This window comes from Bradyrhizobium sp. Pha-3 (genome assembly GCF_042258615.1).
Lineage (GTDB): Bacteria > Pseudomonadota > Alphaproteobacteria > Rhizobiales > Xanthobacteraceae > Bradyrhizobium.
Window position 1 is genome coordinate 1,081,905 of sequence record NZ_CP170152.1, and the last position, 22,753, is coordinate 1,104,657.

At 61.2% G+C, this 22,753-nt stretch carries 25 protein-coding genes; 22 read left to right on the top strand and 3 right to left on the bottom strand.

Annotation, left to right across the window (positions count from 1 at the left end; genetic code table 11):
• Positions 1 to 23: 23 nt before the first annotated feature.
• A complete protein-coding gene (locus ACE10Z_RS05020) occupies positions 24 to 251 on the bottom strand; it encodes a helix-turn-helix domain-containing protein (RefSeq protein WP_375786944.1) in 228 nt (75 codons plus the stop codon).
• A 231-nt stretch (positions 252 to 482) separates the two neighbouring features.
• Here ACE10Z_RS05020 and ACE10Z_RS05025 point away from each other — a divergent pair, with 231 nt between their 5' ends.
• The 22 genes from ACE10Z_RS05025 (at position 483) to ACE10Z_RS05130 (ending at position 19,367) form a co-directional block, all read left to right on the top strand.
• Positions 483 to 755: a DUF2285 domain-containing protein gene (locus tag ACE10Z_RS05025; RefSeq protein WP_375786945.1), complete on the top strand. Its 273-nt coding sequence runs from the start codon at positions 483 to 485 to the stop codon at positions 753 to 755.
• A gap of 165 nt (positions 756 to 920) precedes the next feature.
• The gene (locus ACE10Z_RS05030; RefSeq protein WP_091890073.1) at positions 921 to 1,115 is read left to right on the top strand and encodes a transcriptional regulator domain-containing protein; all 195 of its coding nucleotides are present in this window, start codon (positions 921 to 923) and stop codon (positions 1,113 to 1,115) included.
• 166 nt (positions 1,116 to 1,281) lie between these two features.
• Positions 1,282 to 1,692 (top strand): DUF2285 domain-containing protein, encoded by a 411-nt coding sequence (locus tag ACE10Z_RS05035; protein WP_375786946.1) that lies wholly within the window; start codon positions 1,282 to 1,284, stop codon positions 1,690 to 1,692.
• A 133-nt stretch (positions 1,693 to 1,825) separates the two neighbouring features.
• Complete coding sequence (locus ACE10Z_RS05040) at positions 1,826 to 2,107, top strand: AlpA family transcriptional regulator (protein ID WP_007594540.1); 282 nt, start codon at positions 1,826 to 1,828, stop codon at positions 2,105 to 2,107.
• Between the two features lie 21 nt (positions 2,108 to 2,128).
• The gene (locus tag ACE10Z_RS05045; protein WP_375786947.1) at positions 2,129 to 3,010 is read left to right on the top strand and encodes a replication initiator protein A; all 882 of its coding nucleotides are present in this window, start codon (positions 2,129 to 2,131) and stop codon (positions 3,008 to 3,010) included.
• Between the two features lie 289 nt (positions 3,011 to 3,299).
• The gene (locus tag ACE10Z_RS05050; RefSeq protein ID WP_375786948.1) at positions 3,300 to 3,764 is read left to right on the top strand and encodes a DUF2840 domain-containing protein; all 465 of its coding nucleotides are present in this window, start codon (positions 3,300 to 3,302) and stop codon (positions 3,762 to 3,764) included.
• Complete coding sequence (locus ACE10Z_RS05055) at positions 3,761 to 4,273, top strand: S26 family signal peptidase (protein WP_375786949.1); 513 nt, start codon at positions 3,761 to 3,763, stop codon at positions 4,271 to 4,273. Before ACE10Z_RS05050 ends, ACE10Z_RS05055 begins: the two co-directional genes overlap by 4 nt.
• A 173-nt stretch (positions 4,274 to 4,446) precedes the next feature.
• Positions 4,447 to 5,169, top strand: a complete 723-nt coding sequence (locus ACE10Z_RS05060; protein WP_375786950.1) for a lytic transglycosylase domain-containing protein — start codon at positions 4,447 to 4,449, stop codon at positions 5,167 to 5,169.
• Between the two features lie 244 nt (positions 5,170 to 5,413).
• Positions 5,414 to 7,153, top strand: coding sequence for a relaxase/mobilization nuclease domain-containing protein (locus ACE10Z_RS05065; protein WP_375786951.1), 1,740 nt, complete (start codon positions 5,414 to 5,416; stop codon positions 7,151 to 7,153).
• A gap of 24 nt (positions 7,154 to 7,177) precedes the next feature.
• Positions 7,178 to 9,163 carry a conjugal transfer protein TraG gene (locus ACE10Z_RS05070; RefSeq protein ID WP_375786952.1) on the top strand — a complete coding sequence of 662 codons (1,986 nt, stop codon included), beginning with the start codon at positions 7,178 to 7,180 and terminating at the stop codon, positions 9,161 to 9,163.
• A gap of 4 nt (positions 9,164 to 9,167) precedes the next feature.
• Positions 9,168 to 9,599 (top strand): ribbon-helix-helix protein, CopG family, encoded by a 432-nt coding sequence (locus tag ACE10Z_RS05075; RefSeq protein ID WP_375786953.1) that lies wholly within the window; start codon positions 9,168 to 9,170, stop codon positions 9,597 to 9,599.
• Between the two features lie 261 nt (positions 9,600 to 9,860).
• Positions 9,861 to 10,781, top strand: a complete 921-nt coding sequence (trbB, locus tag ACE10Z_RS05080) for a P-type conjugative transfer ATPase TrbB (protein ID WP_375786954.1) — start codon at positions 9,861 to 9,863, stop codon at positions 10,779 to 10,781.
• A gap of 50 nt (positions 10,782 to 10,831) precedes the next feature.
• Positions 10,832 to 11,104, top strand: coding sequence for a TrbC/VirB2 family protein (locus ACE10Z_RS05085; RefSeq protein WP_375790111.1), 273 nt, complete (start codon positions 10,832 to 10,834; stop codon positions 11,102 to 11,104).
• Positions 11,104 to 11,367: a VirB3 family type IV secretion system protein gene (locus tag ACE10Z_RS05090; RefSeq protein ID WP_375786955.1), complete on the top strand. Its 264-nt coding sequence runs from the start codon at positions 11,104 to 11,106 to the stop codon at positions 11,365 to 11,367. Before ACE10Z_RS05085 ends, ACE10Z_RS05090 begins: the two co-directional genes overlap by 1 nt.
• A 9-nt stretch (positions 11,368 to 11,376) precedes the next feature.
• Positions 11,377 to 13,818 (top strand): conjugal transfer protein TrbE, encoded by a 2,442-nt coding sequence (gene trbE, locus ACE10Z_RS05095; RefSeq protein WP_375786956.1) that lies wholly within the window; start codon positions 11,377 to 11,379, stop codon positions 13,816 to 13,818.
• Positions 13,815 to 14,543 carry a P-type conjugative transfer protein TrbJ gene (trbJ, locus tag ACE10Z_RS05100; RefSeq protein ID WP_375786957.1) on the top strand — a complete coding sequence of 243 codons (729 nt, stop codon included), beginning with the start codon at positions 13,815 to 13,817 and terminating at the stop codon, positions 14,541 to 14,543. Before trbE ends, trbJ begins: the two co-directional genes overlap by 4 nt.
• Positions 14,543 to 14,926, top strand: a complete 384-nt coding sequence (trbK-alt, locus tag ACE10Z_RS05105) for a putative entry exclusion protein TrbK-alt (RefSeq protein WP_375786958.1) — start codon at positions 14,543 to 14,545, stop codon at positions 14,924 to 14,926. The genes trbJ and trbK-alt overlap by 1 nt, the downstream gene beginning before the upstream one ends.
• The gene (gene trbL, locus ACE10Z_RS05110; protein ID WP_375786959.1) at positions 14,923 to 16,152 is read left to right on the top strand and encodes a P-type conjugative transfer protein TrbL; all 1,230 of its coding nucleotides are present in this window, start codon (positions 14,923 to 14,925) and stop codon (positions 16,150 to 16,152) included. Before trbK-alt ends, trbL begins: the two co-directional genes overlap by 4 nt.
• Positions 16,153 to 16,211: 59 nt before the next feature.
• Positions 16,212 to 16,895, top strand: a complete 684-nt coding sequence (gene trbF, locus ACE10Z_RS05115; RefSeq protein ID WP_375786960.1) for a conjugal transfer protein TrbF — start codon at positions 16,212 to 16,214, stop codon at positions 16,893 to 16,895.
• An 89-nt stretch (positions 16,896 to 16,984) separates the two neighbouring features.
• Complete coding sequence (gene trbG, locus ACE10Z_RS05120) at positions 16,985 to 17,908, top strand: P-type conjugative transfer protein TrbG (RefSeq protein ID WP_375790112.1); 924 nt, start codon at positions 16,985 to 16,987, stop codon at positions 17,906 to 17,908.
• Entirely contained in the window at positions 17,905 to 19,122 is a 1,218-nt protein-coding gene (locus ACE10Z_RS05125) for a TrbI/VirB10 family protein (protein WP_375786961.1), read from the top strand. The genes trbG and ACE10Z_RS05125 overlap by 4 nt, the downstream gene beginning before the upstream one ends.
• A gap of 5 nt (positions 19,123 to 19,127) precedes the next feature.
• Positions 19,128 to 19,367, top strand: coding sequence for a DUF2274 domain-containing protein (locus ACE10Z_RS05130; protein ID WP_375786962.1), 240 nt, complete (start codon positions 19,128 to 19,130; stop codon positions 19,365 to 19,367).
• On the opposite strand, the gene ACE10Z_RS05135 is transcribed toward ACE10Z_RS05130, so the two are convergent.
• Both ACE10Z_RS05135 and ACE10Z_RS05140 read right to left on the bottom strand, forming a co-directional pair.
• Positions 19,340 to 20,272, bottom strand: a complete 933-nt coding sequence (locus ACE10Z_RS05135) for a LysR family transcriptional regulator (protein ID WP_375786963.1) — start codon at positions 20,270 to 20,272, stop codon at positions 19,340 to 19,342. The genes ACE10Z_RS05130 and ACE10Z_RS05135 overlap by 28 nt on opposite strands.
• 63 nt (positions 20,273 to 20,335) lie before the next feature.
• Complete coding sequence (locus ACE10Z_RS05140; protein ID WP_375786964.1) at positions 20,336 to 22,441, bottom strand: TonB-dependent receptor; 2,106 nt, start codon at positions 22,439 to 22,441, stop codon at positions 20,336 to 20,338.
• Positions 22,442 to 22,753: the final 312 nt, after the last annotated feature.

Genomic DNA, 22,753 nt, shown 5'->3' on the forward strand with positions numbered 1-22,753 from the left:
CTTCGGCCCGGCTCGCGGTAGGATCAGGATCGAATCTTAGAAACTTTCTCATCAAGCAGGTCGACCGGCCGCACCTCTAAAGCTTGGGCCGTCTCCCAGATTGTGAGCAAGGTCGCGTTCTGCAGTCCTCTTTCCATGCTGCTTATGAAGGCCCTGTCGACGCCCATGCGTTCCGCAACCGCCTCTTGGCTCAAGCCAAGAGCTAGCCGGAATCGGCGCGCGTTTCCTCCAAAGACCTTGCGAATGTCCATCCGCAGGATAGGAAGCAATCGCGTATTTTGGCGCTACGTGTTATAATACGCGGAGCTTGGATGCTGAAGGTCACGGACGGAGTTTCGATTGCCTGAAATGTGGGGAACGCGGCTTCTTGAACGCTCGCTCGGGCAGGTGGCATGCCATATGCTACGACGGGGAACTGTTCGAGCCGAGAAGGCTCACGCCTGGCGATATGATTTTCGATCCCGCGAATATTGTAGTCACTGATGTCGAAGCCACCGCTTGATCCTGACGTCGCTGATGTCGCGCCGAACGAGCCGGCGCTGACGGCCTATGACGAACAGCATGTCGTCACGTACATTCGCCTTCTGCAGGCGGAGGGTCAGGGGGCGGACTGGCGGGAGGTCGCTCGAATCGTCTTACACGTCGATCCGGAGCGAGAGCCGGAACGTGCGCGGACGGCATATGAGAGTCATCTTGCACGCGCCAAATGGGTGACCGAGCAGGGGCGTCTTTTACGCGGCGCTGGCTCAAAATAGAAGAAAATCGCCGACCAAGGACTTGCAGCCAAAACTATTTTCTCCCGCCAACCGGTGGTCATTCTCATGCACCACGTGGTGCCAAACTAGGGGCTTCCTACAGCCGCCTCGTTCATAGTTATTGCGCCGCAATCCTTGTTAGCTGCGTGCAATGGGGCGGAAGCAATGCCTGAATTTGACTGGCGATCGCCGGATTCGTTTAAGAGCCTTGAGAACGCTGAGATCACTCACATCGCCTGGGAAGGCCTTCGTATGAACGTCGACTACCAACGGGATTACGAAACGATGATTGCGAACAGCCCCGATGGCGAAGTGACCGAGGAATTCAGGAGGAGGTGGGGCATCTGCTTTCGCCCATGACCCGCAAAGGTCCTCCAAAGAACAGGCGATCTTTTGGACACCTGAGGTTCTAGCGTCTGTTGTCCCGCTGACCACCGCCCCGGCTGTTGCTCACAAGTCAACGTCTCAGCCACTGCTCGACTTTACTGTCGGGCAGGTGTGCCGCGCCGCCGACGGTTGGCACGCGGTGCTGCACATCGGCTCGGTGGAGCATCGCATCTGGTCGAAACAGCCGTTGACCGCAGGCGCTCACTATGCAGCCGAGTTGCCGCTTGACCGCGATTTCGAGGCACGCGCGCACGCTGCCACGCGGCTGTGGCGCGCGATGAATGGACGCGCTGCAGGACCTGCCTTTCATCGCTTGTCTAAACAGCGGCGCGAACGATTATGCGCGGCCCTTCGCGCGGTCGCCGCGTATTTCGCCGGCGCCACCTATCGCAGCATCGCAGAGGCCCTGTTCGGGAAAAAGCGCATACCGGATCGCGTCTGGAAAACGCACGATCTGCGCAGCCGAACCATCCGTCTCGTGCAAAGCGGTCTCGCGTTCGTGCGCGGCGGCTATCGCAAACTTCTGCGGCTTGAGCGCAGGGACGAGTAGCGCCGTCCTCTAGGGGTGCCGAAAATCGGCCCCCCAATATTCGGCATCCCCCTCCGACATCACGCTTCTCCATGATGACCGCACACACGCCGACGCCGCCATCCGCGGTGCGCTGTCATCCTGGAGTCCTCAAATGCCCGATCCGATGGCCGGTCTACCCCCGCGATTCCTGCGTACACCGGAGGCCGCGCGGTATCTTGGCCTGTCCGGTCGCACGCTCGAGAAGCACCGCACGTACGGCACCGGGCCGACGTATCGGAAGATTGGCGGACGTGTCGTCTACGCCGTAGATGATCTGAAAGCATGGGCCGACCTCGGCGCCAAGACGTCGACATCCGACCCCGGGAAGGGGACCGTGCTGCCCGCCAAGAAGCACCCGGTGCTGCGCCCATATGCGGGCCAGGAACGTCGCTGACTCCGCGTGAGGGCAGTGAACATGCGGCGCAAACACCATTCCGAGCGCGACCAGCTTGAGCTCTTTCGGGCGCTGCCCGGCGATCTTGCGCCCCGTGACGCGCAGGATCTGATGGCTTATCCGTTCTTCTCGCTCGCAAAAACAAAGCGCATCGTACCAATCGATTTCCGTGCGGGTACGATCGCAATTCGCGTTGAAGCCGTGCCGGAACACGGCATGGCGACCATCTGGGATGCGGACGTTCTGATCTGGGCGGCGTCCCAGATCGTCGAAGCGCGTGACGCGGGGTTGAAGACGTCGCGCCTGATGGCTGCAACGCCTTACGAGATTTTGACGTTTGTCGGCCGCGGGACTGGCGCACGAGACTATGACCGGCTGAAGGCTGGTCTCGACAGACTTCAGTCAACGACTGTGATGACGTCGATCCGCCAGCCGACAGAACGGCGGCGACATCGCTTCTCCTGGATCAACGAGTGGAAGGAGACGGCCGATGCAAATGGCCGTCCATTTGGGCTCGAGCTGATTCTGCCTGATTGGTTCTATGCCGGCGTAATCGACGACGCGCTCGTGCTCACGATCGACCGCGCCTATTTCGATCTGACGGGCGGACTTGAGCGCTGGCTCTACCGGCTCGTGCGCAAGCACGGCGGCAGGCAGGACGGTGGCTGGAGTTTTGATCTTGTGCACCTGCATGCCAAGTCCGGCATCCTCTCGCCGCTCAAGCACTTTGCTTACGACGTACGTCAGATCGTCCAGCGTCAGACATTGCCGGGCTATCAGCTCGTGCTCACGCGTGATCCGAACGGCACCGAGCGACTGAACTTCGCGCCTACGCCTGTCGATCCCCTAACGGCTCGCCTGCGCCGGCGCGGTCTCGTTCCAAATTCGGAGGACAACCTGTGAATCAGCTCGTGCTATCGGGGACGGCAACCCTCGTGCTATCGGGGACCCAATCCTCGTGCTATCGGGGACCGAAATCGAGCTTAAGAGCTTGTTTTTCTGCGCTTTCCGGCCCCTCTAACTTTACTAACCAGAAATCCTTCGGATTTCTTCTAACGGACCACACCACAAGCCGCATTGGGGGCGAGTGGCAACGGCGGGCCGTCAGTTCTGCTTGCGTTCAGACGCCGCATACGCACTTCATCGACTGCAAAGCTCACGGCTCCCGGTCCCAGCTTCAGGGAGCGGCAGCATGAGCGACCTCACCGAAGTGGAAGTGTTGTGGCTCGAGAAGCGAATTGAAAACCGAATTCGGTTCGGGCGTATCGCTGAGGAGAAGAAGATCGATCGTCACCGGCGCGTCTTGTCATTTGCGCCCGGCAGCATCTTTGCCTTCGTCCGTTGGACCTCCAATGATTTCGGTACGATCATCTCGCGGATTGACGTCTTGCGCGCGGTCGCGCCGGGACAGCGCTGCTCGACCGTGCCGTATGTGAAGCCCGGCGGAGAGATTTTGCTGCGGCTCTCCGGTTGGCCGAAGGTCGAACGGGTGCTGCAGATGGTCGACGCCATCGAAGCGCTCGGCATCGATCCCGCCGACGTCGCTCCTGATCATTGGCATCACATCCATAATCGTCTGTCCGTCAACGAAAACCCGCGCCCCTACACGAGAGCCCGCCACCAGGCATGGCTCCACCGGCAGAGGGTCATGCGATGACACTGCGGCTGAAGACGTTGAGCACGATGTTCGGCGGTGCCGCCGCTCTTATCGCGCCAACCGTTCTGGAGATCACACCGGCCTACATCTGGAATGCATCCGAGAGCGTACCGATCGGGCTCTACCGTGTGCAGCCGGCGGACAAACTATTCGTTACGGAACTCCTCGCCGTACAGCCACCGGAGCCGCTCGCGACCTTCCTCGACCTGAACGGCTATCTGCCAGCCGGGTTGCCGATGCTCAAACGCGTGCTGGCGCTCCCGGGGCAAACTGTCTGCAGAAGCGGACTCACAGTTTCCGTCGACTCGATCGAAATGGGCGAGGCCCGAGATCGCGACAACCGCGGCCGACCACTCCCGAAATGGCAGGGCTGCCGCGTCGTCGGCGAGGGCGAGCTCTTCGTCATGAACTGGCAGTCCACCAACTCGCTGGATGGCCGCTATTTCGGATTTTTGCCGACATCGACCGTTCTTGGGCGTGCGCTCCCGGTGTGGACTTGGGAGGATTGATCGTGCGCCTATTGGGTTTCCGACCAACTATTCCTCTGTTCGGCCGAGTGCTGCACCATTCCTCCGTCCCGACCAACAATTGCGAAGCCGTCGCGCGTAGCGACGGTCCAGGGCGGCCGAACGGCCGGCGCGAAGCGGCTTTACCCTGGACGGGTGCAAGCACGGCGGCACGCTTGCATTTGTTCGAGACGAGCCTGCGCGCTGTCGTACCGTTATTCGTTGCGCTGACCGTGAGTATCGCGACCGCCGTCGCTGAGACGAGACCCGCTGAGCCTACCGCGAGTTATCGAACTAGCGATCCATTTGCGGATTTCGTCGAGCAGGCATCGCGCCGCTTCGGCGTGCCGGTGCGCTGGATACGCGAAGTCATAGACGTCGAAAGCGCCGGAGACGCGCGTGCCAGATCACCGAAAGGCGCCATGGGGCTGATGCAGATCATGCCAGAGACCTGGGCAGAGTTGCGTCTGCGGTACGATCTCGGCAACGATCCCGACAATCCCCGCGACAACATTCTTGCAGGTACTGCGTACCTTCGCGAACTGCACGACCGGTACGGTTCACCGGACTTCCTTGCGGCCTACAACGCAGGACCTGCTCGCTACGAAGAGCATCTCGCCGGCCGTCCATTGCCAGCTGAGACCCGGGCCTATCTGCAGAAATTTGTGCCGTTCATCGGCAGCGACATAGCAGCTTCCAGCGCAGTCGCGAGTCTGCGGTCATCGGCGGGAGCGCTCTTCGTTGTGCGGTCTGAGAATTCGAAGACCGTTGCCCGGCTGCAGCCCGGGCGCACGCCGAACCGGGCGAGGACGGCGGCCTCCGTTCACGACATCTCGGCGATTGTGCCACGAGCAACAGGGTTGTTCGTCGCGAGATCAGATGCGGGAGGGCCGCGATGAGCGAATGCGCACGCTGGCACGCATTGGCGTGCCGTGGAGAAGAATGGGCGGAAAGGCGAGGGCAGTGGGAAGACACGACGGCAGGACGGCGAGATAAAAGGCCGCGAGGTGCGGGCTCTGGCGGTCGTGTTGTTTCAAGGGGTTATGATCTCTTTTCGCGAAGTGTCGGCCTTTCTCGCACCTCGCGTATCCTCGGATTTCGCATCGTTCTCTGCGACTTGTCGCGATGTGCGGGCGCGCGACCATGAGCGGCGAGGACAAATTCCGCATCCGGCCAGGCCGAATCCGCTCCTCCCGGGCACAGCGCGCCAGGCCATTCGTTGCGCAGGCGCTCGCTGCCGCCGAGAGGGCCGGTGCGCGGGTCTCACGTGCTGGCCGGATCACGCCCGGCAATCGCTCGGCGTTCGGACGTGGGCGAACGGCAAGCGTGCGCGCCAACCGGCTTCTGACCGGCCGCTCACGGATCGTCGTCATCAAAACCCGGGTGGTGCGTCATCGCGCGCGCGCTGCGCCACTCGCCGCTCACCTCGGCTATCTGCGCCGCGAGGGCGTCACCCGCGATGGTGAGAAAGTCCGGCTGTTCGGTCCGGAGGCCGATGAGGTCGACAGCCGCACCTTTGCTGCACGTACCGAGGACGATCGCCACCATTTCCGCTTCATTGTCTCGCCGGAAGACGCTGGGGAGCTCGCGGACCTCAAGTCCTTTGCCCGAAACCTCATGGACCAGATGGAAAAGGACCTCGGCACAAAGCTCGATTGGGCAGGTGTCGATCACTGGAACACGGACAACCCGCATGTCCATATCATCCTGCGCGGTCGTGCAGACGACGGCCAGGATCTCGTGATCGCGCGCGATTACATCAAGGTAGGCATGCGCGCTCGCGCAGCCGATCTCGTCACCCAGGAACTGGGGCCGCGAACCGAGCTCGACATCCGTCGCAATCTCGAGCGCGAGGTCGAAGCGGAGCGTTGGACCCAGCTCGATCGCCAGCTTGTTCGCGACGCGCGCGCTACCGGTGTCATCGACCTAGCGCCCGATCCAAGGAACCAGCCAGATGAGTATCACACGCTAAAGATCGGCCGGCTGCGCAAACTGGAAACCCTCGGGCTCGCCGAGCAACTCGGTCCAGGTCAATGGGCGATCGACGACGGAGCCGAGGCGACGCTGCGCGAACTTAGTGAACGTGGCGATATCATCAAGCGGATGCACCGCGCGCTAACCCGGCGCGGTATCGAGCGGGGATCTGCCAGCTATGTGCCGGCCGCCGAAAGTCTGGACACGCCGATCGTCGGACGATTGGTCGACCGCGGTCTCGACGATGAATTGAGGGGCACGGCCTACGCTGTGGTCGACGGTGTTGACGGGCGCACCCATCACATCAAGCTGCCCGATCTAGAAGCCGCAGGCGACGGTGCTTCCGGCTCCATCGTCGAACTCCGCAAGTTCGACGACGCGCGGGGGCAGCGCCGGATCGCGCTCGCCGTCCGCTCTGATCTCGACATCGAGCGGCAGATCAAGGCGCGAGGGGCTACCTGGCTCGACCGGCAGAATATCGCGCGCCAGCCGGCCGCGCTCTCCGATGGCGGCTTCGGCGCCGAGGTGCGGCAGGCAATGGATGCCCGCGCCGAGCACCTCGTCGAACAGGGGCTTGCTGAGCGACAAGGACGGCGCGTCACTTTTGCCCGCAGTCTGATCGACACGTTGCGCCGCCGGGAACTTGATGCGATCGGCGAGAAGCTTGCGGCCGACACCGGGCAACCGTTCAACCGGGCCGCAAGTGGCGAATACGTTGCCGGCACCTATCGCCAGCGTCTGGCTCTCGCGTCCGGACGCTTCGCCATGCTCGACGAGGGCCTCGGATTCCAGCTCGTGCCCTGGACTCCAGTCCTCGAACAGCATCTCGGCCGGCAGATCTCCGGGGTCGCCCGTGATGATGGCGGCATCGACTGGAGTTTTGGGCGCAAGCGGGGGCTTGGTCTCTAGGCTCGAACAGAAAGGAGTTTGGTTATGCCCGCTACCAAAATTCTTTGGGGTCAGATCATTGTCGTCTTCGCCATTGTCCTGGTCACCATCTGGGGAGCGACGGAATGGGTAGCCTGGCGCCTTGCGTTCCAGCCTGAATTGGGTGCGGCCTGGTTCTACCTCTTCGGCTTTCCGTTTTACCTCCCGCCGTCATTCTTCTGGTGGTGGTACGGCTTTGATGCCTATGCACCGTCGATCTTCGTCGAGGGCGCCTATATCGCGGCATCGGGCGGCTTTATCTCGGTCGGCGTTGCCATCGGCATGTCGGTATGGCGGGCGCGCGAGGCATCGAGGATCGAGACCTACGGTTCCGCCCGTTGGGCCGAGGCGGAGGAGGTGAGGACGGTTGGCCTTCTCGGCTCGGATGGAGTGGTGCTTGGCCGATATGATGACGTTTATCTGCGTCATGACGGGCCAGAGCATGTGCTGTGCTTCGCGCCGACCCGCTCAGGCAAGGGCGTCGGCCTGGTCGTGCCGTCGCTGCTGACCTGGCCGGGATCGGCGATCGTCCACGATATCAAGGGTGAGAATTGGCAGCTCACCGCCGGCTTCCGCGCCCGGCATGGCCGCGTGTTGCTGTTCGATCCGACCAATCCGAAGTCATCGGCCTACAATCCGCTGCTCGAGGTCCGCCGCGGCGATTGGGAGGTGCGTGACGTCCAGAACATCGCCGACATCCTGGTCGATCCCGAGGGCTCGCTCGAGCGGCGGAACCATTGGGAGAAGACCAGTCACGCGCTGCTGGTCGGTGTGATCCTTCACGTGCTCTATGCCGAGGAGGACAAGACGCTCGCTGGCGTTGCCGCATTCCTCTCCGACCCCAAGCGAACGATCGAATCCACACTCGCGGCGATGATGAAGACGGCGCATCTGGGACCCAGTGGCCCGCACCCGGTCATCGCCAGTGCCGCGCGCGAGCTCCTGAACAAATCAGATAATGAGCGCTCCGGCGTCCTTTCCACCGCCATGTCGTTCCTCGGCCTATACCGGGATCCCGTTGTTGCCGAGGTAACCCGGCGCTGCGACTGGCGGATCATGGACATCACCGGCAGCAAGCATCCAACGACGCTCTACCTTGTGGTACCTCCCTCCGATATCAACCGGACCAAGCCGCTGATCCGTCTAATCCTCAACCAGGTTGGCCGCCGCCTGACCGAGGACCTGCGGGCAAAGGCCGGGCGTCACCGGGTGCTCCTCATGCTGGACGAATTTCCAGCGCTCGGGCGCCTCGACTTCTTCGAGTCGGCGCTGGCCTTCATGGCAGGCTACGGGCTCAAAAGCTTCCTGATCGCCCAGTCGCTCAATCAGATCGAAAAGGCGTATGGCGCGAACAACGCCATCCTCGACAACTGTCATGTGCGGGTGAGTTTCGCGACCAACGACGAACGCACCGCCAAGCGGGTGTCGGACGCACTTGGCACCGCAACCGAGATGCGAGCCATGAAGAACTATGCCGGTCATCGGCTGAACCCTTGGCTGGGCCATCTGATGGTCTCGCGACAGGAGACGGCGCGGCCGCTCCTGACGCCCGGCGAGGTAATGCAGCTTCCGCCGACTGATGAAATCGTCATGATCGCCGGTACGCCACCGATCCGCGCGAAGAAGGTCCGCTACTACGACGATGCCCGCCTCAACGACCGTGTCCTGCCCCCGCCTAAACTTACCGCACCGAAAGAGGAGACGAGCTGCGACTGGACCAGTTTGCCTTTGCCGCCGCGGCCGCAGATCGGTGAGGGGCCGCCTGCGTCCCGTGTCACGGGCGATGACCCGACCGAATCCGAACCCCGCCAGCAGCCTGAACTCAACCGCATCCGAGTGGTCGAGATGAAGACGCCGATCGAGAACGAGTTCGAGATCGATCCGGCTGACGACGCTGACGATGACGTCGCGCGGAACAGTCATCTGAATCGCGTCATGCAAGGAGTGGCGCGACAGGTCTCGCTCGACCCCGGCGATGGTATGGATCTGTGAGACTATGGCAAAGCCAACCCGGAAACAGCGACTCTCGGTCTACCTCGATCCGAAGGTTATGGGGCAGTTGGCCGAACATGCGGCACGGCGCGATCACTCCCGCTCATTGGTCGCGGAAGCGGCCATTGAATCGTTCCTTTCGCCGGATGCGACCGAACGGCAGGAGGCGGCGATCGCACGACGCCTCGACCAGTTCGATCGTCGCATGATCCGCCTTGAGCGCGATGTCGGTATTGCAGTTGAGACGCTCGCCCTGTTCATCCGCTTCTGGCTGACGACGACACCGGCATTGCCCGAACCTGCCGCACAAGCAGCGCGCGCCAAGGCAGGCGAGCGCTACGATGCGTTCGTTACGGCACTTGGCCGTCGATTGGCCAAGGGACCGAAGCTTCGGCAGGAAATCTCGGAGGACATCCCGGCCGACGAGGCGCCATGAACATTTGCTCGCCACGCTCGGGTGACGCCGAACTTGCCTGTTGCCTGAGCTTTCTACCTGGTCGCCGACGGACCCGTCTTCCTTGATCTTTCTCTTTGTACGCTACGCTACGATCAGTGACGGCGCCTTGTTGCGCGAAGGGACTTGGTGGTTTTTCTAATCATCCCTATCCGAGGGCGGTAGTTGGTCGCTCTCGATCGGTGGGGTCGGGCAGTGGCAATCCATTCCTTTCAGTCGGAAGCAGTCTCGCGTGGTGCGCGAATGCTCCGCAGTGCGCTTGGGGCCGCGATTGCGCGCTATCTGGAGGACGAAGCGGTCGTCGAAGTCATGCTCAACCCGGATGGTCGGTTATGGATCGACCGGTTGTCCGGCGGTCTGAGCGATACCGGTGAGCGCCTCTCTGCTGCTGATGGCGAGCGCATTATTCGCGTGGTCGCACATCATGTCGGAGCCGAGGTGCACGCCGGTGCACCTCGGATTTCGGCCGAGCTTCCAGAAACCGGAGAGCGCTTCGAAGGTCTGTTGCCTCCCGTGGTCGCAGCGCCTGCGTTCGCCATCCGCAAGCCCGCCGTCGCCGTTTTCACGCTCGATGATTATGCGGCTTCTGGCATCATGACGTCGGATCAGGCCGCCACGTTGCAGCAAGCCGTGGCCGCGCGAATGAACATCCTCGTTGCCGGCGGCACCTCGACGGGCAAAACCACGCTGACGAATGCGCTGCTTGCAGAAGTGGCAAAGACGAGCGACCGCGTGGTGCTGATTGAAGACACCCGCGAACTGCAATGCAAAGCGCCGAACCTGGTTGCGCTGCGGACCAAGGATGGGGTCGTCTCGCTCTCGGATCTTGTGCGCTCCTCGCTTCGCTTGCGGCCGGACCGCATCCCGATCGGCGAGGTCCGCGGCGCCGAAGCGTTCGATCTCCTTAAAGCCTGGGGCACCGGTCACCCCGGCGGTATCGGCACGATCCATGCGGGCACCGCGCTTGGTGCGTTACGCCGGCTGGAACAACTCATCCAGGAAGCGGTCATCACGGTCCCGCGCGCCCTGATTGCCGAGACCATCAACGTTATTGCCGTCCTGACCGGCCGCGGCGCCGATCGGCGTCTGGCCGAGCTCGCTCGTGTAACCGGGCTTGGTACGACGGGTGACTACAGCCTCTCACCAGCAGGAGACCTGACATGAGCTTTCGATCTGCGTTTTTCGGGCGGGCGGCCTTCGTTGCCGCGTCCGGCATGGTCCTGATCGCCTCCCCGCCAGCCTGGGCCGCCGGCTCCAATATGCCCTGGGAACAGCCGCTCAATCAGATCCTGCAATCGGTCGAAGGGCCGGTCGCGAAGATCATGGCCGTCATCATCATCATTGTCACCGGGCTGACGCTGGCCTTTGGCGATACGTCGGGCGGCTTTCGCAGGCTGATCCAGATTGTGTTCGGGCTGTCGATCGCCTTTGCGGCATCGAGCTTCTTCCTTTCGTTCTTCTCGTTCGGTGGCGGCGTGGTGGTCTGATGGATGAACCGGTCTCAGGCTTTGTCGTGCCCGTACATCGCGCGCTTACCGAAACGATCTTGCTAGGCGGTGCGCCGCGGTCGATCGCGATCGTGAACGGAACAGTCGCCGCAGCGCTGGGCCTTGGTCTGCGTCTCTGGCTAGCGGGTCTTCTCGTCTGGTTCTTAGGTCACATGGCTGCGGTGTGGGCTGCCAAGCGCGACCCGGCGTTCGTCGAGGTTGTGCGGCGTCACTTGCGTATCCCCGGACATCTCAGCGTCTGAGTTCACCCCATGATCAATCTCTCAGAATACCGTCGGTCCAGCATCCGTCTTGCCGATTTCCTGCCCTGGGCGGCGCTGGTCGGCGAGGGCGTCATCCTGAACAAGGATGGCTCATTCCAACGGACTGCCAAGTTCCGGGGGCCGGATCTCGACAGCGCTGTGCCAGCCGAGCTCGTTGGCGTAGCCGGGCGTCTCAACAATGCCCTGCGTCGTCTTGGCTCCGGCTGGGCGGTGTTCGTCGAGGCGCAACGGCATTCAGCGGGCACCTACCCCGTGAGCACGTTTCCGGACGTGGCCTCCGCATTGGTCGATGCCGAGCGGCAGGCCCAGTTCGAGGAAGAGGGTGCCCACTACGAATCCAGCTACTTCCTGACTCTCCTATATCTGCCGCCGCCGGAGGATGCATCGCGGGCCGAGCAATTGCTGTACGAGGGCCGAGATCGCACGGAGCAAGCCGATGCACGCGAGATTCTGCACACCTTTGTCGACCGCACGGACCGGGTCCTGCAGCTCGTCGAAGGCTTTATGCCGGAATGCGTCTGGCTCGATGATGCCGCGACACTCACCTACCTCCATTCAGCGGTCTCGACCAACCGGCACCGGGTTCGTGTTCCCGAAGTCCCGATGTATCTCGACGCGCTGCTCGCCGACCAGCCCCTGACCGGTGGTCTCGAGCCGATGCTGGGCGCCGTGCACCTGCGCGTTCTAACCGTGGTGGGTTTCCCGACTGCGACCACGCCCGGGATTCTGGATGACCTCAACCGCCTGGCGTTTCCGTATCGGTGGTCGACCCGGGCCATCATGCTCGACAAGCTCGAGGCCACAAGACTACTGACAAAAATCCGGCGCCAGTGGTTTGCCAAGCGCAAGTCGATCGCCGCGATCCTCAAGGAGGTGATGACCAACGAAGCGTCGTCGCTTCTGGATACCGATGCCCACAACAAGGCGATGGATGCCGACGCGGCGCTTCAGGAGCTCGGGTCCGACCAAATCGGCCAGGCTTTTGTCACCGCGACGGTCACGGTCTGGGACGTCGATCCCCGCGCGGCCGACGAAAAGCTCCGTCTCGTCGAAAAGGTCATTCAGGGCCGCGACTTCACCTGCATGGTCGAGACGGTCAATGCCGTCGAGGCCTGGCTCGGCAGCCTGCCCGGGCATGTCTATGCCAATGTGCGGCAGCCGCCGGTCTCGACGCTCAACCTCGCGCATCTGATTCCGCTGTCGGCGGTGTGGGCTGGAGAGCCACGGGATCGGCACTTCAACGCGCCGCCCCTTCTCTATGGCAAGACGGAAGGAGCGACCCCGTTCCGTTTCTCGCTGCATGTCGGGGACGTCGGTCATACCCTAGTGGTTGGGCCGACCGGCGCCGGCAAGTCGGTTTTGCTTGCATTGATGGCGCTGCAGTTCCGCCGCTACCCCAACTCCCAGGTGTTCGCGTTTGATTTCGGGGGCTCGATCCGGGCGGCGTCGATCGCAATGGGCGGAGATTGGCACGACCTTGGCGGTGCGCTGTCCGAGAGCGCGCCCGAGCCAGTCGCGTTGCAGCCCTTGGCCTGGATCGACGATCCCAATGAGCGGGGCTGGGCCACCGAATGGATTGCCTCCATCCTCACCCGGGAAAAGGTCGAGATCACGCCGGATGCGAAAGACCATTTGTGGTCTGCCCTGACGTCACTCGCGTCGGCGCCTATGCAGGAGCGGACGTTGACGGGGCTTTCGGTTCTGCTCCAGTCAGCGGCTCTGAAGCGCGCCTTGCAACCCTATTGCCTCGGCGGACCCTACGGACGGTTGCTGGATGCGGAATTCGAGCGCTTGGGCGAGGCTTCCGTGCAGGCCTTTGAGACCGAGGGATTGATCGGAACCGGCGCCGCGGCTGCCGTGCTTGCGTATCTCTTCCACCGGATTGGCGATCGGCTTGATGGCCGGCCGACGCTGATCATTGTCGATGAGGGCTGGCTGGCGCTGGACGATGCTGATTTCGCCGGTCAGCTCCGCGAATGGTTGAAGACGTTGCGGAAAAAGAATGCATCCGTCGTGTTCGCCACCCAGTCGCTGTCAGATATCGACGGGTCGAAGATCGCGCCTGCCATCATCGAGAGCTGCCCGACACGGCTGCTGCTGCCAAACGAGCGAGCAATCGAGCCGCAGATCACGGCGATCTATCAACGCTTCGGCCTCAACGATCGGCAGATCGAGCTCTTGAGCCGGGCGACCCCGAAACGGGACTACTACTGCCAGTCCCGTCGCGGCAACCGGATGTTAGAGCTTGGCCTTGGCGAGGTCGCACTCGCCTTTACCGCGGCCTCGTCCAAGTCCGACCAGATCGTGATCGACCAATTGCTCGCGGAACACGGCCGCGACGGTTTTGTCACCTCCTGGCTTCGCCACCGCGGCGTGGGGTGGGCCACGGACTTCATCACCAATCTCAGCAATCTAAGGAAGGTCCAATGAACCGTCGTCGTTTGGTTACGGCACTCAGCGTCCTTGCGTTGTCCCTGGTCAACGCGAACACGGCTCGTGCGCTGATCGTCTTTGACCCCGAAAACTACGTCCAGAATGCCATGACCGCAGCGCGAGAGCTGCAACAGATCAACAACCAGATCACCTCGTTGCAAAACCAGGCGCAGATGTTGATCAATCAAGCGAAGAACCTGGCGAACCTGCCGTATTCCTCGCTCCAGCAGCTCCAGTCGTCGATCCAGCGCACCCAGCAGCTTTTGTCGGAAGCCCAGCGCATCGGCTATAACGTGCAGCAGATCGATCGCGCTTTTGCCACGAGCTACGGGCCGGCGACAAGCGTTCAATCCAACGCCGCGCTGATCACTGGTGCCCAGACGCGTTGGCAGAACTTGATCGGCGCGCTTCAGGACGCCCTGCGCGTACAGGCGGGCGTGGTTGGAAATCTCGACACCAACCGGATTCAGAGTGCAGCGCTGCTGGGTTCAAGCCAAACCGCGAGCGGAGCGCTGCAAGCAACGCAAGCCGGCAACCAGATCCTTGCGCTTCAGGCCCAGCAACTCGCTGATCTCACCGCAACGCTAGCATCGCAAGGCCGAGCCCAGGCGCTGGAAGCCGCACAACGTGCAGCGGCGCAAGACCAGGGGCGCGAGCAGCTTCGACGGTTCCTCGCGTCTCGCCAAGGCTACCGGTCCTCGAACGTTCAGATGTTTCACTGATGGATATCCCTGTCCTCTTCAGGCGGCTTTCGTCCGTCGTGGCCGTCGGCATAACGCTTGTCGCGGTGGCTGCCTGCGCGATCCAGTTACGCGATCCCGGCAATGATGCTGCTGCAACGCAGTCGAGCGTGCGGAAGACCGGAACGCTCGAACCTGACTTGGCGCGTTGCCGCGCCCTGACTTCAGAACAAGGGCCGGCCTTTGAACAGTGCCGAATGATCTGGGCTGGAAACCGGCGGCGGTTCTTCGGTCATAGGACTGGCTCCGCGGATGGATCGGGCGATGATCCGAGTAGTTCACGGCCGGCATCGGCCCCGAAAGACCAAAGCCGGATACCGCAAAGCTATCCCACCGTAGCAACGCCGAGTGAGGGCGATCAATGACGGGCACAGGGGTTATCGATCAGTTCCTCGAAACGTTCACGCGCTACATCGATAGCGGATTTGGGCTTCTCGGCAGCGAGGTCGGATATCTCGCGACCACCTTGGCGGTAATCGACATTACGCTCGCTGCGTTGTTTTGGGCTTGGGGCGGCGACAATGACGTCGTTGCGCGGCTTGTCAAGAAGACGCTGTTCGTTGGCGTCTTCGCCTACCTGATCGGCAACTGGAACAACCTCGCCCGTATCGTCTTCGAAAGCTTTGTCGGCCTCGGATTGAAGGCTTCCGGAACAAGCCTATCGGCCAGCGATTTTGTGCGTCCGGGGAAGATCGCACAGGTTGGTCTCGATGCCGGTCGGCCGATCCTAGATTCGATCTCGAATCTGATGGGCTACATCAGCTTTTTCGAGAACTTCATCCAGATTGTCGTTCTTCTGTTTGCCTGGGTGATCGTGCTGTTGGCCTTCTTCATTCTGGCGATCCAGCTGTTTGTTACCCTGATCGAGTTCAAGCTGACAACCTTGGCCGGCTTCGTGCTCATTCCATTCGGTCTGTTTGGCAAGACAGCCTTCGCGGCCGAGCGGGTTCTTGGCAACGTCGTCTCGTCGGGAATCAAGGTCCTGGTGCTGGCTGTCATCGTCGGTATCGGCTCCACGCTATTTTCGCAGTTCACATCCGGATTCAGCGGCGGACAGCCGACGATCGAAGATGCCATGACGCTGGTTCTGGCTGCGCTTTCGCTCCTTGGGCTCGGCATCTTCGGACCCGGCATTGCCAGCGGGCTTGTCTCGGGCGGACCGCAACTTGGAGCCGGTGCAGCTGTTGGGACTGGGCTTGCTGCCGGCGGCGTCATTGCCGCTGGCGCCGGCCTGGCTGCTGGCGCTGCCGGCTTGGCCGGAGGCGCGGCTGCAGGCGTCGCGCGCGGTAGTGCTGCGGTCGCCCGGGGAACCGCAACCGCCTACCGCAGTGGCGGCATGACTGGTGTTGCCGAGGCCGGTCTTTCAGCTGCCGCGAGTCCTCTACGTCGCACGGCCGCCGCCTTTGGCAGCGGCAATCAGTTGGCTTCAGCCGGGGCGCAGAGCTCCGCCGAAGGTCCACCGGCATGGGCACAGCGCATGAAGCGCGCTCAGACGGTCAGCCACGGCGTGTCCACAGCGAGCCATGCTGTTCGATCCGGCGACCATGGTGGAGGCGGCAGCTCCGTCAAGGTTTCGGAAGAAGAGCGCTGAGTGACGCCGACTGTCCATTTTTCGGTCAAGCAATCCAAACTCTGTGTCTTGGGGGAATGATGTTCAAAAGATCTTCAGTTCATTACGGGCGCGCACCTGAGCCGGTGACGCCGTATCAGAAGGCAGCACAGGTCTGGGACGAGCGCATTGGATCGGCCCGTGTCCAGGCCAAGAATTGGAGGCTGATGGCCTTCGGCTGCCTCGCCCTGTCGTGCGGCCTTGCTGGCGGTCTGGTTTGGCAATCGGCCCAAGGCACAATCACGCCCTGGATTGTTGAGGTCGATCAGCTCGGCCAGGCACAGAGAGTGGCGCCCGCGAATTCGGAGTACGAGCCGAGCGATCCGCAGATTGCCTTTCACCTGGCTCGCTTCATCGAAGACGTTCGCGGTCTGCCATCCGATGCGATCGTCCTGCGCCAGGGCTGGCTTCGAGCTTATGACTTCACCACCGATCGGGGTGCGATCGCTCTCAACGAATATGCGCGGGCCAGTGATCCGTTTGCGAAGCTCGGCAAGGTGCAGATCTCGGTCGAAGTCTCGAGCGTCATTCGGGCATCCCCGGATAGCTTCCGCGTGGCATGGGTTCAGCGTGCCTACGATAACGGAGCTCTGTCTTCGACCGAGCGTTGGACTGCAATTCTGTCGGTTGTCGTCAGGACTCCGCACGATGCCGACCGGCTGCGCAAGAACCCGCTCGGAATCTACGTCAATTCCATCAATTGGTCGAAGGAGCTGGGACAATGAGACCACCTATCTGCAAGGAACGAGCAGTCACCCACGCGCGCAAAGGACGTTGGCTTGTGCCGTCCGGAAAGGCGTTCGCTTCGATCGCGATGACGTGCAGCTGTCTGCTCGGCGGCTGCTCGACATTCATTCCGCCTGAAATCGCCTATGACACGGATGTGCCGGCACTGCCACAGCCTCCGGCACCAGCGGATGATCGGGCTCGGCCGGTCCACATTCCTCCTTCCTGGAAGCCTGCTCTCGGTGGCAAATCCGGGACCAAGGAAGGTTCCGAGCCGGTCAGCCGTGTAGAGATAGCCAATAGCGCTGCCCGGGTTGAACCTCGCAAAAAGGGATACTTCAACGCGGCGCAGATCTACAGCTTTAGCCCAGGTGCGCTCTATCAGGTTTATGCAGCCCCGGGACAGATCACCGACATTGCGCTGGAGGAAGGTGAGCAACTAACGGGAAGCGGGCCGATCGCCGCGGGTGATACGGTGCGCTGGGTAGTTGGCGACACGGAAAGTGGCAGCGGCGAAACACGCCGTGTCCATGTTCTGGTCAAGCCGACCCGGGCAGCGATCGAGACGAACCTCGTCGTCAATACTGACCGCCGCACCTATTTGATCGAGCTTCGCGCCCGCGAAAAGCCCTATATGCCCTCGGTTGCCTGGTATTATCCGGAAGCAGCGCAGGGGAAGGGGCGGTCGGCGCCATTGCTCCCCGCTCTGCCGGAAGCATCGCAGCGCCGCTTCCGCTACGCAATCGAGGGCGACAGTCCGCCCTGGCGTCCGACTGCGGCCTATGACGATGGCCGAAAAGTCTATGTCGAGTTTCCGCAGGGCATTGTTCAGGGCGAAATGCCGCCTCTGTTTGTTCTTGGTTCCGACGGCAAGAGCGAAATCGTCAACTACCGCGCCTACGGCAATTTACTGATTGTCGATCGATTGTTCGCAGCTGCCGAGTTGCGGTTGGGCGGAGAACATCAGCAGAAGGTTAGAATTGTCCGGACTGACGGGAGGCCCTCGTCATGAGCACCGAGGATCGCCAGGAAGATGGTCAATCAGCCGGAGCACAAGCGTCCGAGGAATTGGCGAAAGGTTTTCGGCTCCGACCCGAATACCCCCGAGTGACGCGCCTGTCGCGAAGGGTCTTGGCCGCCGGGACCGCGCTTGGGCTGGTCGTAATAGGTGTGGCCGTCGTGTGGGCGCTGCAAAGGAACAGAACGGCTAGTCCGACCTCTGGAGAGCTTTATGGCACCGACCACCACAATATTGCGGATGGTATTAGCGCGTTGCCCCGCGACTATTCGGCTGTTCAACGCCAGGCGCCGCAGCTCGGCCCACCGCTTCCCGGTGATCTTGGCAGGCCCATTCTGGCGGCCCAGGGGCAGTTGCCAGCAACAGCAGCGGCGATGCCCGATCCGGAGCAGCAGCGTCGCGATCAGGAGACGGAAGCGGCGCGCATCAGCCGGGTGTTCGTGTCGACGAATATCCGAGACCGTTCGCCAACTTCCACTCAACTGCAAGCGAGCGATCGCAGTATGGCGGTGCCGACGGCGCCGGGAGGCGAGGACGGATTTCCTCAGAACGGACAGGACCGGAAGCTTGCCTTCGTCAGTGCCTCCGTCGACCGTCGCACAACAAGCCCGGATCGGATCACGAAAGCGGCCTCACCCTACATCGTGCAGGCCGGATCGGTTATTCCCGGAGCGCTCATCACCGGGATCCGGTCGGATCTGCCTGGACAAGTCACCGCGCAAGTGACGGAAAGCATTTACGATACGCCGACCGGGCGCTTTCTTCTCGTCCCACAGGGGGCACGGTTGATTGGCATCTACGACAGCCAGGTCGCTTTTGGACAATCCCGGGTGCTGCTCGTCTGGACGCGTCTGATTATGCCGAACGGTCGTTCGATCGTGCTGGAGCGCCAGCAAGGTGCGGACCCGGCGGGATATTCCGGTCTGCAAGATGAAGTCGACAATCATTGGGGGGAGCTGTTCAAGGCGGCTGCTCTCTCTACGTTGCTCGCTGTCGGCACCGAGCTCGGATCAGGCTCCGATACAAACAGTAACGACAGCGCGATTATTCAAGCTTTGCGGCACGGAGCAGCGGACTCGCTGAATCAAACTGGCCAGCAAGTTGTCCGGCGCAGCCTCAACGTTCAGCCGACACTGACAGTTCGTCCGGGATTTCCGGTCCGCATTATCGTCAATCGCGATCTCGTTCTCGAATCATACAGAGGGTGAAACCCATGTCCAAGCTCAAGATTGGAACCCTGCCCGACGACAAGCCCGTCAAGGTCAGTCTTGAACTGCCGGCGTCGGTGCATCGAGATCTCGTCTCGTACGCAGAGGTCTTAGCGCGGGAAACCGGACAGCGCACTGATCCCACGAAGTTGATCGCGCCCATGCTGGCGCGATTTATGGCGACAGATCGCGGATTTGCAAAGCTACGGCGCAGCAGTCATTCGTCGGTAGACGGGGAAGTGTAGCGCTCGGCAAGAAGCTGGAGAAAGCGCTTCAGGGCTGGATTATCGTTACCATCGAGCCAATGGGCATGAAATCCGATGTGATAAGGACCCGTACCGTCCTGTATTTCACGGTAAATCAATCCTGCGAAGCTCGCGCCGACGTCCGACTCTGTTACGAGACCAATTCCGAACCCCATACCTATGAGGTCTTTCAGTATACCGTGGCTAACATCGTGCCGTTCAATTTTGACCTGCTTCGTTCCAGTCATTAGCTTGGAAATAAGCAAATCTTCCTCGTCCGTTTCTGGATCACACGTACCTAAGAGCACGGTCTCATCGTCGATGTCTGCCCAGCGAATGACATCGTACGTGGCTAGCCGATGGCCTTTGGGAACCAAGATCAGCACGCGCTCGATCCAGATCGGCAGACATTTGCTATCTGGTTGTAGGTTTTTGCCTGGCACGATTGCTATGTCGATCGTGCCATTGCGAAGGGAGTTCATAAGCCGGGTACGCGATCGTTCGACGGTAGCCAACTCGACTCGCGGTGCACGATGTTTGAATTCAACCAGGCTGGCTCTCAACCTGCCTGCGGAAATAGATGTGCAAAAACCGATCGAGAGACGCCCAGCCTCGCCGCGTCCGTTAGACCATCCCATTGCGACGAGCATGTCGACTTGCTCGAGAACCATCCGTGATACTCGAAGAATGCTGTGGCCGGCGGCGGTAGGCACAACTCCTCCGCTTGAGCGATGAAACAACGATACTCCTACCAAGTACTCTAGCTGACCAATAGAGCGACTCAGCGAAGAGTGACGAATGCCGAGCTGCTCTGCCGCCTGCCGAAAACTTCCACAATCTGCAGCGGCGATTGCTGAACGCAAGTGGTGCAGGCCAACATTGGTCGATCGAGCAACCAAATCCATAGGCCTCGCTTATTCAGTAGGACGTTGTGCTCGATTCTCTCGACACGGAGCCTGCGACCACGTTCAGAAGATCTTGGTCAGGCCGACGCCGGCGATGCGGCCTTGACCGACATTCACAGTCGAAACGCCAAGGAGCGTCGCGCCGAATGCTTCGTAGCGCTGGTCAAGAAGATTGCGACCGAAAACGTAAGCTTCGAAATCCCCGCCATCGTTCTTCCAGCCGATACGCGCGTTCAGGATATGATATGGTTTCAGGTCGAATGAATCTTCGGCATCCGCTGCGCGGCGTCCCGTGTATTGATACTGGACGTTGAACGAGAATGCTCCCGGCAAGTGAAGCATGGCTCCCGGAGCATCGTATTGAAGCGCGGTCGTGAACGCCCAGTCGGGTGTGTTCGGAGCCCGGTTGCCTTTCACCGTAGCATAGTGTGCGCCGTTCGCACCGAGCGAGCCGTGTGTGTAGCCGACTCCACCGATGAAGCTCAGACTATCCGTTATTCTGGCGCGGGCCTGAAGCTCGAAGCCGCTCGTTTCATAATCTTGGTAGGTTTGCTTGAAGGCAAGCGCTTGCGGATCGAGGTAAGCGAGGAGACCATTCTTGATGTCGTTATGGTAGAGGCTGGTCTCGATCTCGAGACGGCGATCGAGCAGACTGGCTTTCACGCCGGCTTCGTATGTCCAGCCGGTCGCGGCCGGGAACGGATCGGGAAGGACGCCATTCACCACCTGCGGCAGGAGCGAATATATTCGGCTTGAATGTCCGCGCGCGACAGAGACATAGGTGCGGATATCATCTGTCCATTTGTAAGCGAGCGCGAGGCGTCCCGTCGGATATTCTTGATGCGTGTTGTTATAGCCCGTCAGGCCGGGCACGTTCAGCGAGTTTGAAAACTTGTCTTCGATATCATCATAGCTGATGCGCCCGCCCGCCGAAACTTCCCAGCGATCGGCAAATGGGATCGTGACGTCGCCGAACAGTCCGAGATTCGTGCTGTTGATAGCGTTTTTCGTTATGATAGGTGGCATTGCACACTGCAATGCGTCGCAGGTGCGACTTCCCTCGGTCCGCACTGCGCTGGCGCCGATAACCCAACGGATTGGGTCGCCTTCGAGAGAACTCAGGCGAAACTCCTGGCTCAACATATTCTCCTGATCTGTCGTGCGGCCGATCGAGGGAAAGGAGGGTAAGCCGATCTGATCGTAGACGAGCTTATCGGTCGGGTCATTGCGGATGCGCAACTCGTTGCGCTGGTATGCGCTGATCGACGTGAGCGTGAACGCGTCGAAATCATGTACGATCTTCAGCGTCGTACCTGCCTGCGTTCTTTTAGAGGAGGGTTCAGACAGCACGCCACTGATGGGAAAGCCGGGCGCGTCGCGCAGGAGGTACCACGGCGCGTTCCCCCTGTCGTTCAGATAGGTTCCGGTCAGCGTGATTGTCGTGTTGTCGAGGCCGGTGAAGCGCAGTCCGCCACGAAAGGCTGCGACATCATCCTTGGCCAGATCGTTGGTGAACAGGCTGTTGATGTCGCCACCTCGGTGGCCAAAGCGAACGGCCATGCGGCCGTCCAGCGTGCCAGGAACGATGTTTCCGCCGATGATGGCCTCGCCCATGCCATAGTTGTTGGACCCGGCCTCACTTGTGAAGCGGACATCGCGAGTGCCGTCTGGCTGATTGGTGACAACGTTGATCGCGCCGCCAAGCGCATTGGTGCCCCAAAGAGTCCCTTGTGGGCCTCGTATGACCTCGACCCGATTGACGTCAAGGAGAACATTCGACGCACTCATCATGCTGTTGGGAACACCATCGATGTTGAACCCGACCGTGCCGTCGGAAAAGCTTTGCGGAGACCCGAGCGTGCTTACGCCGCGAATCGAAAAGAACCGTGTGGCCGGGCTCGTATTCACCCACTGCACGTTAGGTGAGTTACCCGCGATCACCGCGCCCGGCTCGAAGGGATTGGTGCTCAGGTGCTCTGGGGAGACGACAGTGATGCTTTCGGGTACATCTTGAAGCCGCTCGTTGGTCTTACGCGCTGTGACAAAGAGCGGATCGAGAGCCGTGATGTTGCGGTTCGCTTCACCGATACTGCGCTCGGCGTGATTGCTGACCCTTGTATGGGTCGGTTTCGTTTTCCTGGCACCCCCCGATCTCTTTGCGCTCCTCACCGTGACTTGAGGGAGAATCGCAGGATTGGCGTTCGACGCCCCATCTGAGCTTTTTGAACGCGGGTTCGGCGTCTGCGCGAAAGCGCATGCTAGATCTCCAAGTATCGCCAAAGCCAATGTTATGACCGAGACTCTACTCAGTGCGAAACCTCTACAATCAAAAGACGACATCCCAATCCCCGACGACAACAGGCCGCCTCTTTGCGTGAGGCGCGCACAGTCGACGTTCTTAAAGATGAGACGCGAAATCGCCTTTCGGGATCGCGCCAATCGAATTTGAGATCCGGCCAAACGCGCCCTAATAGGTTAGAA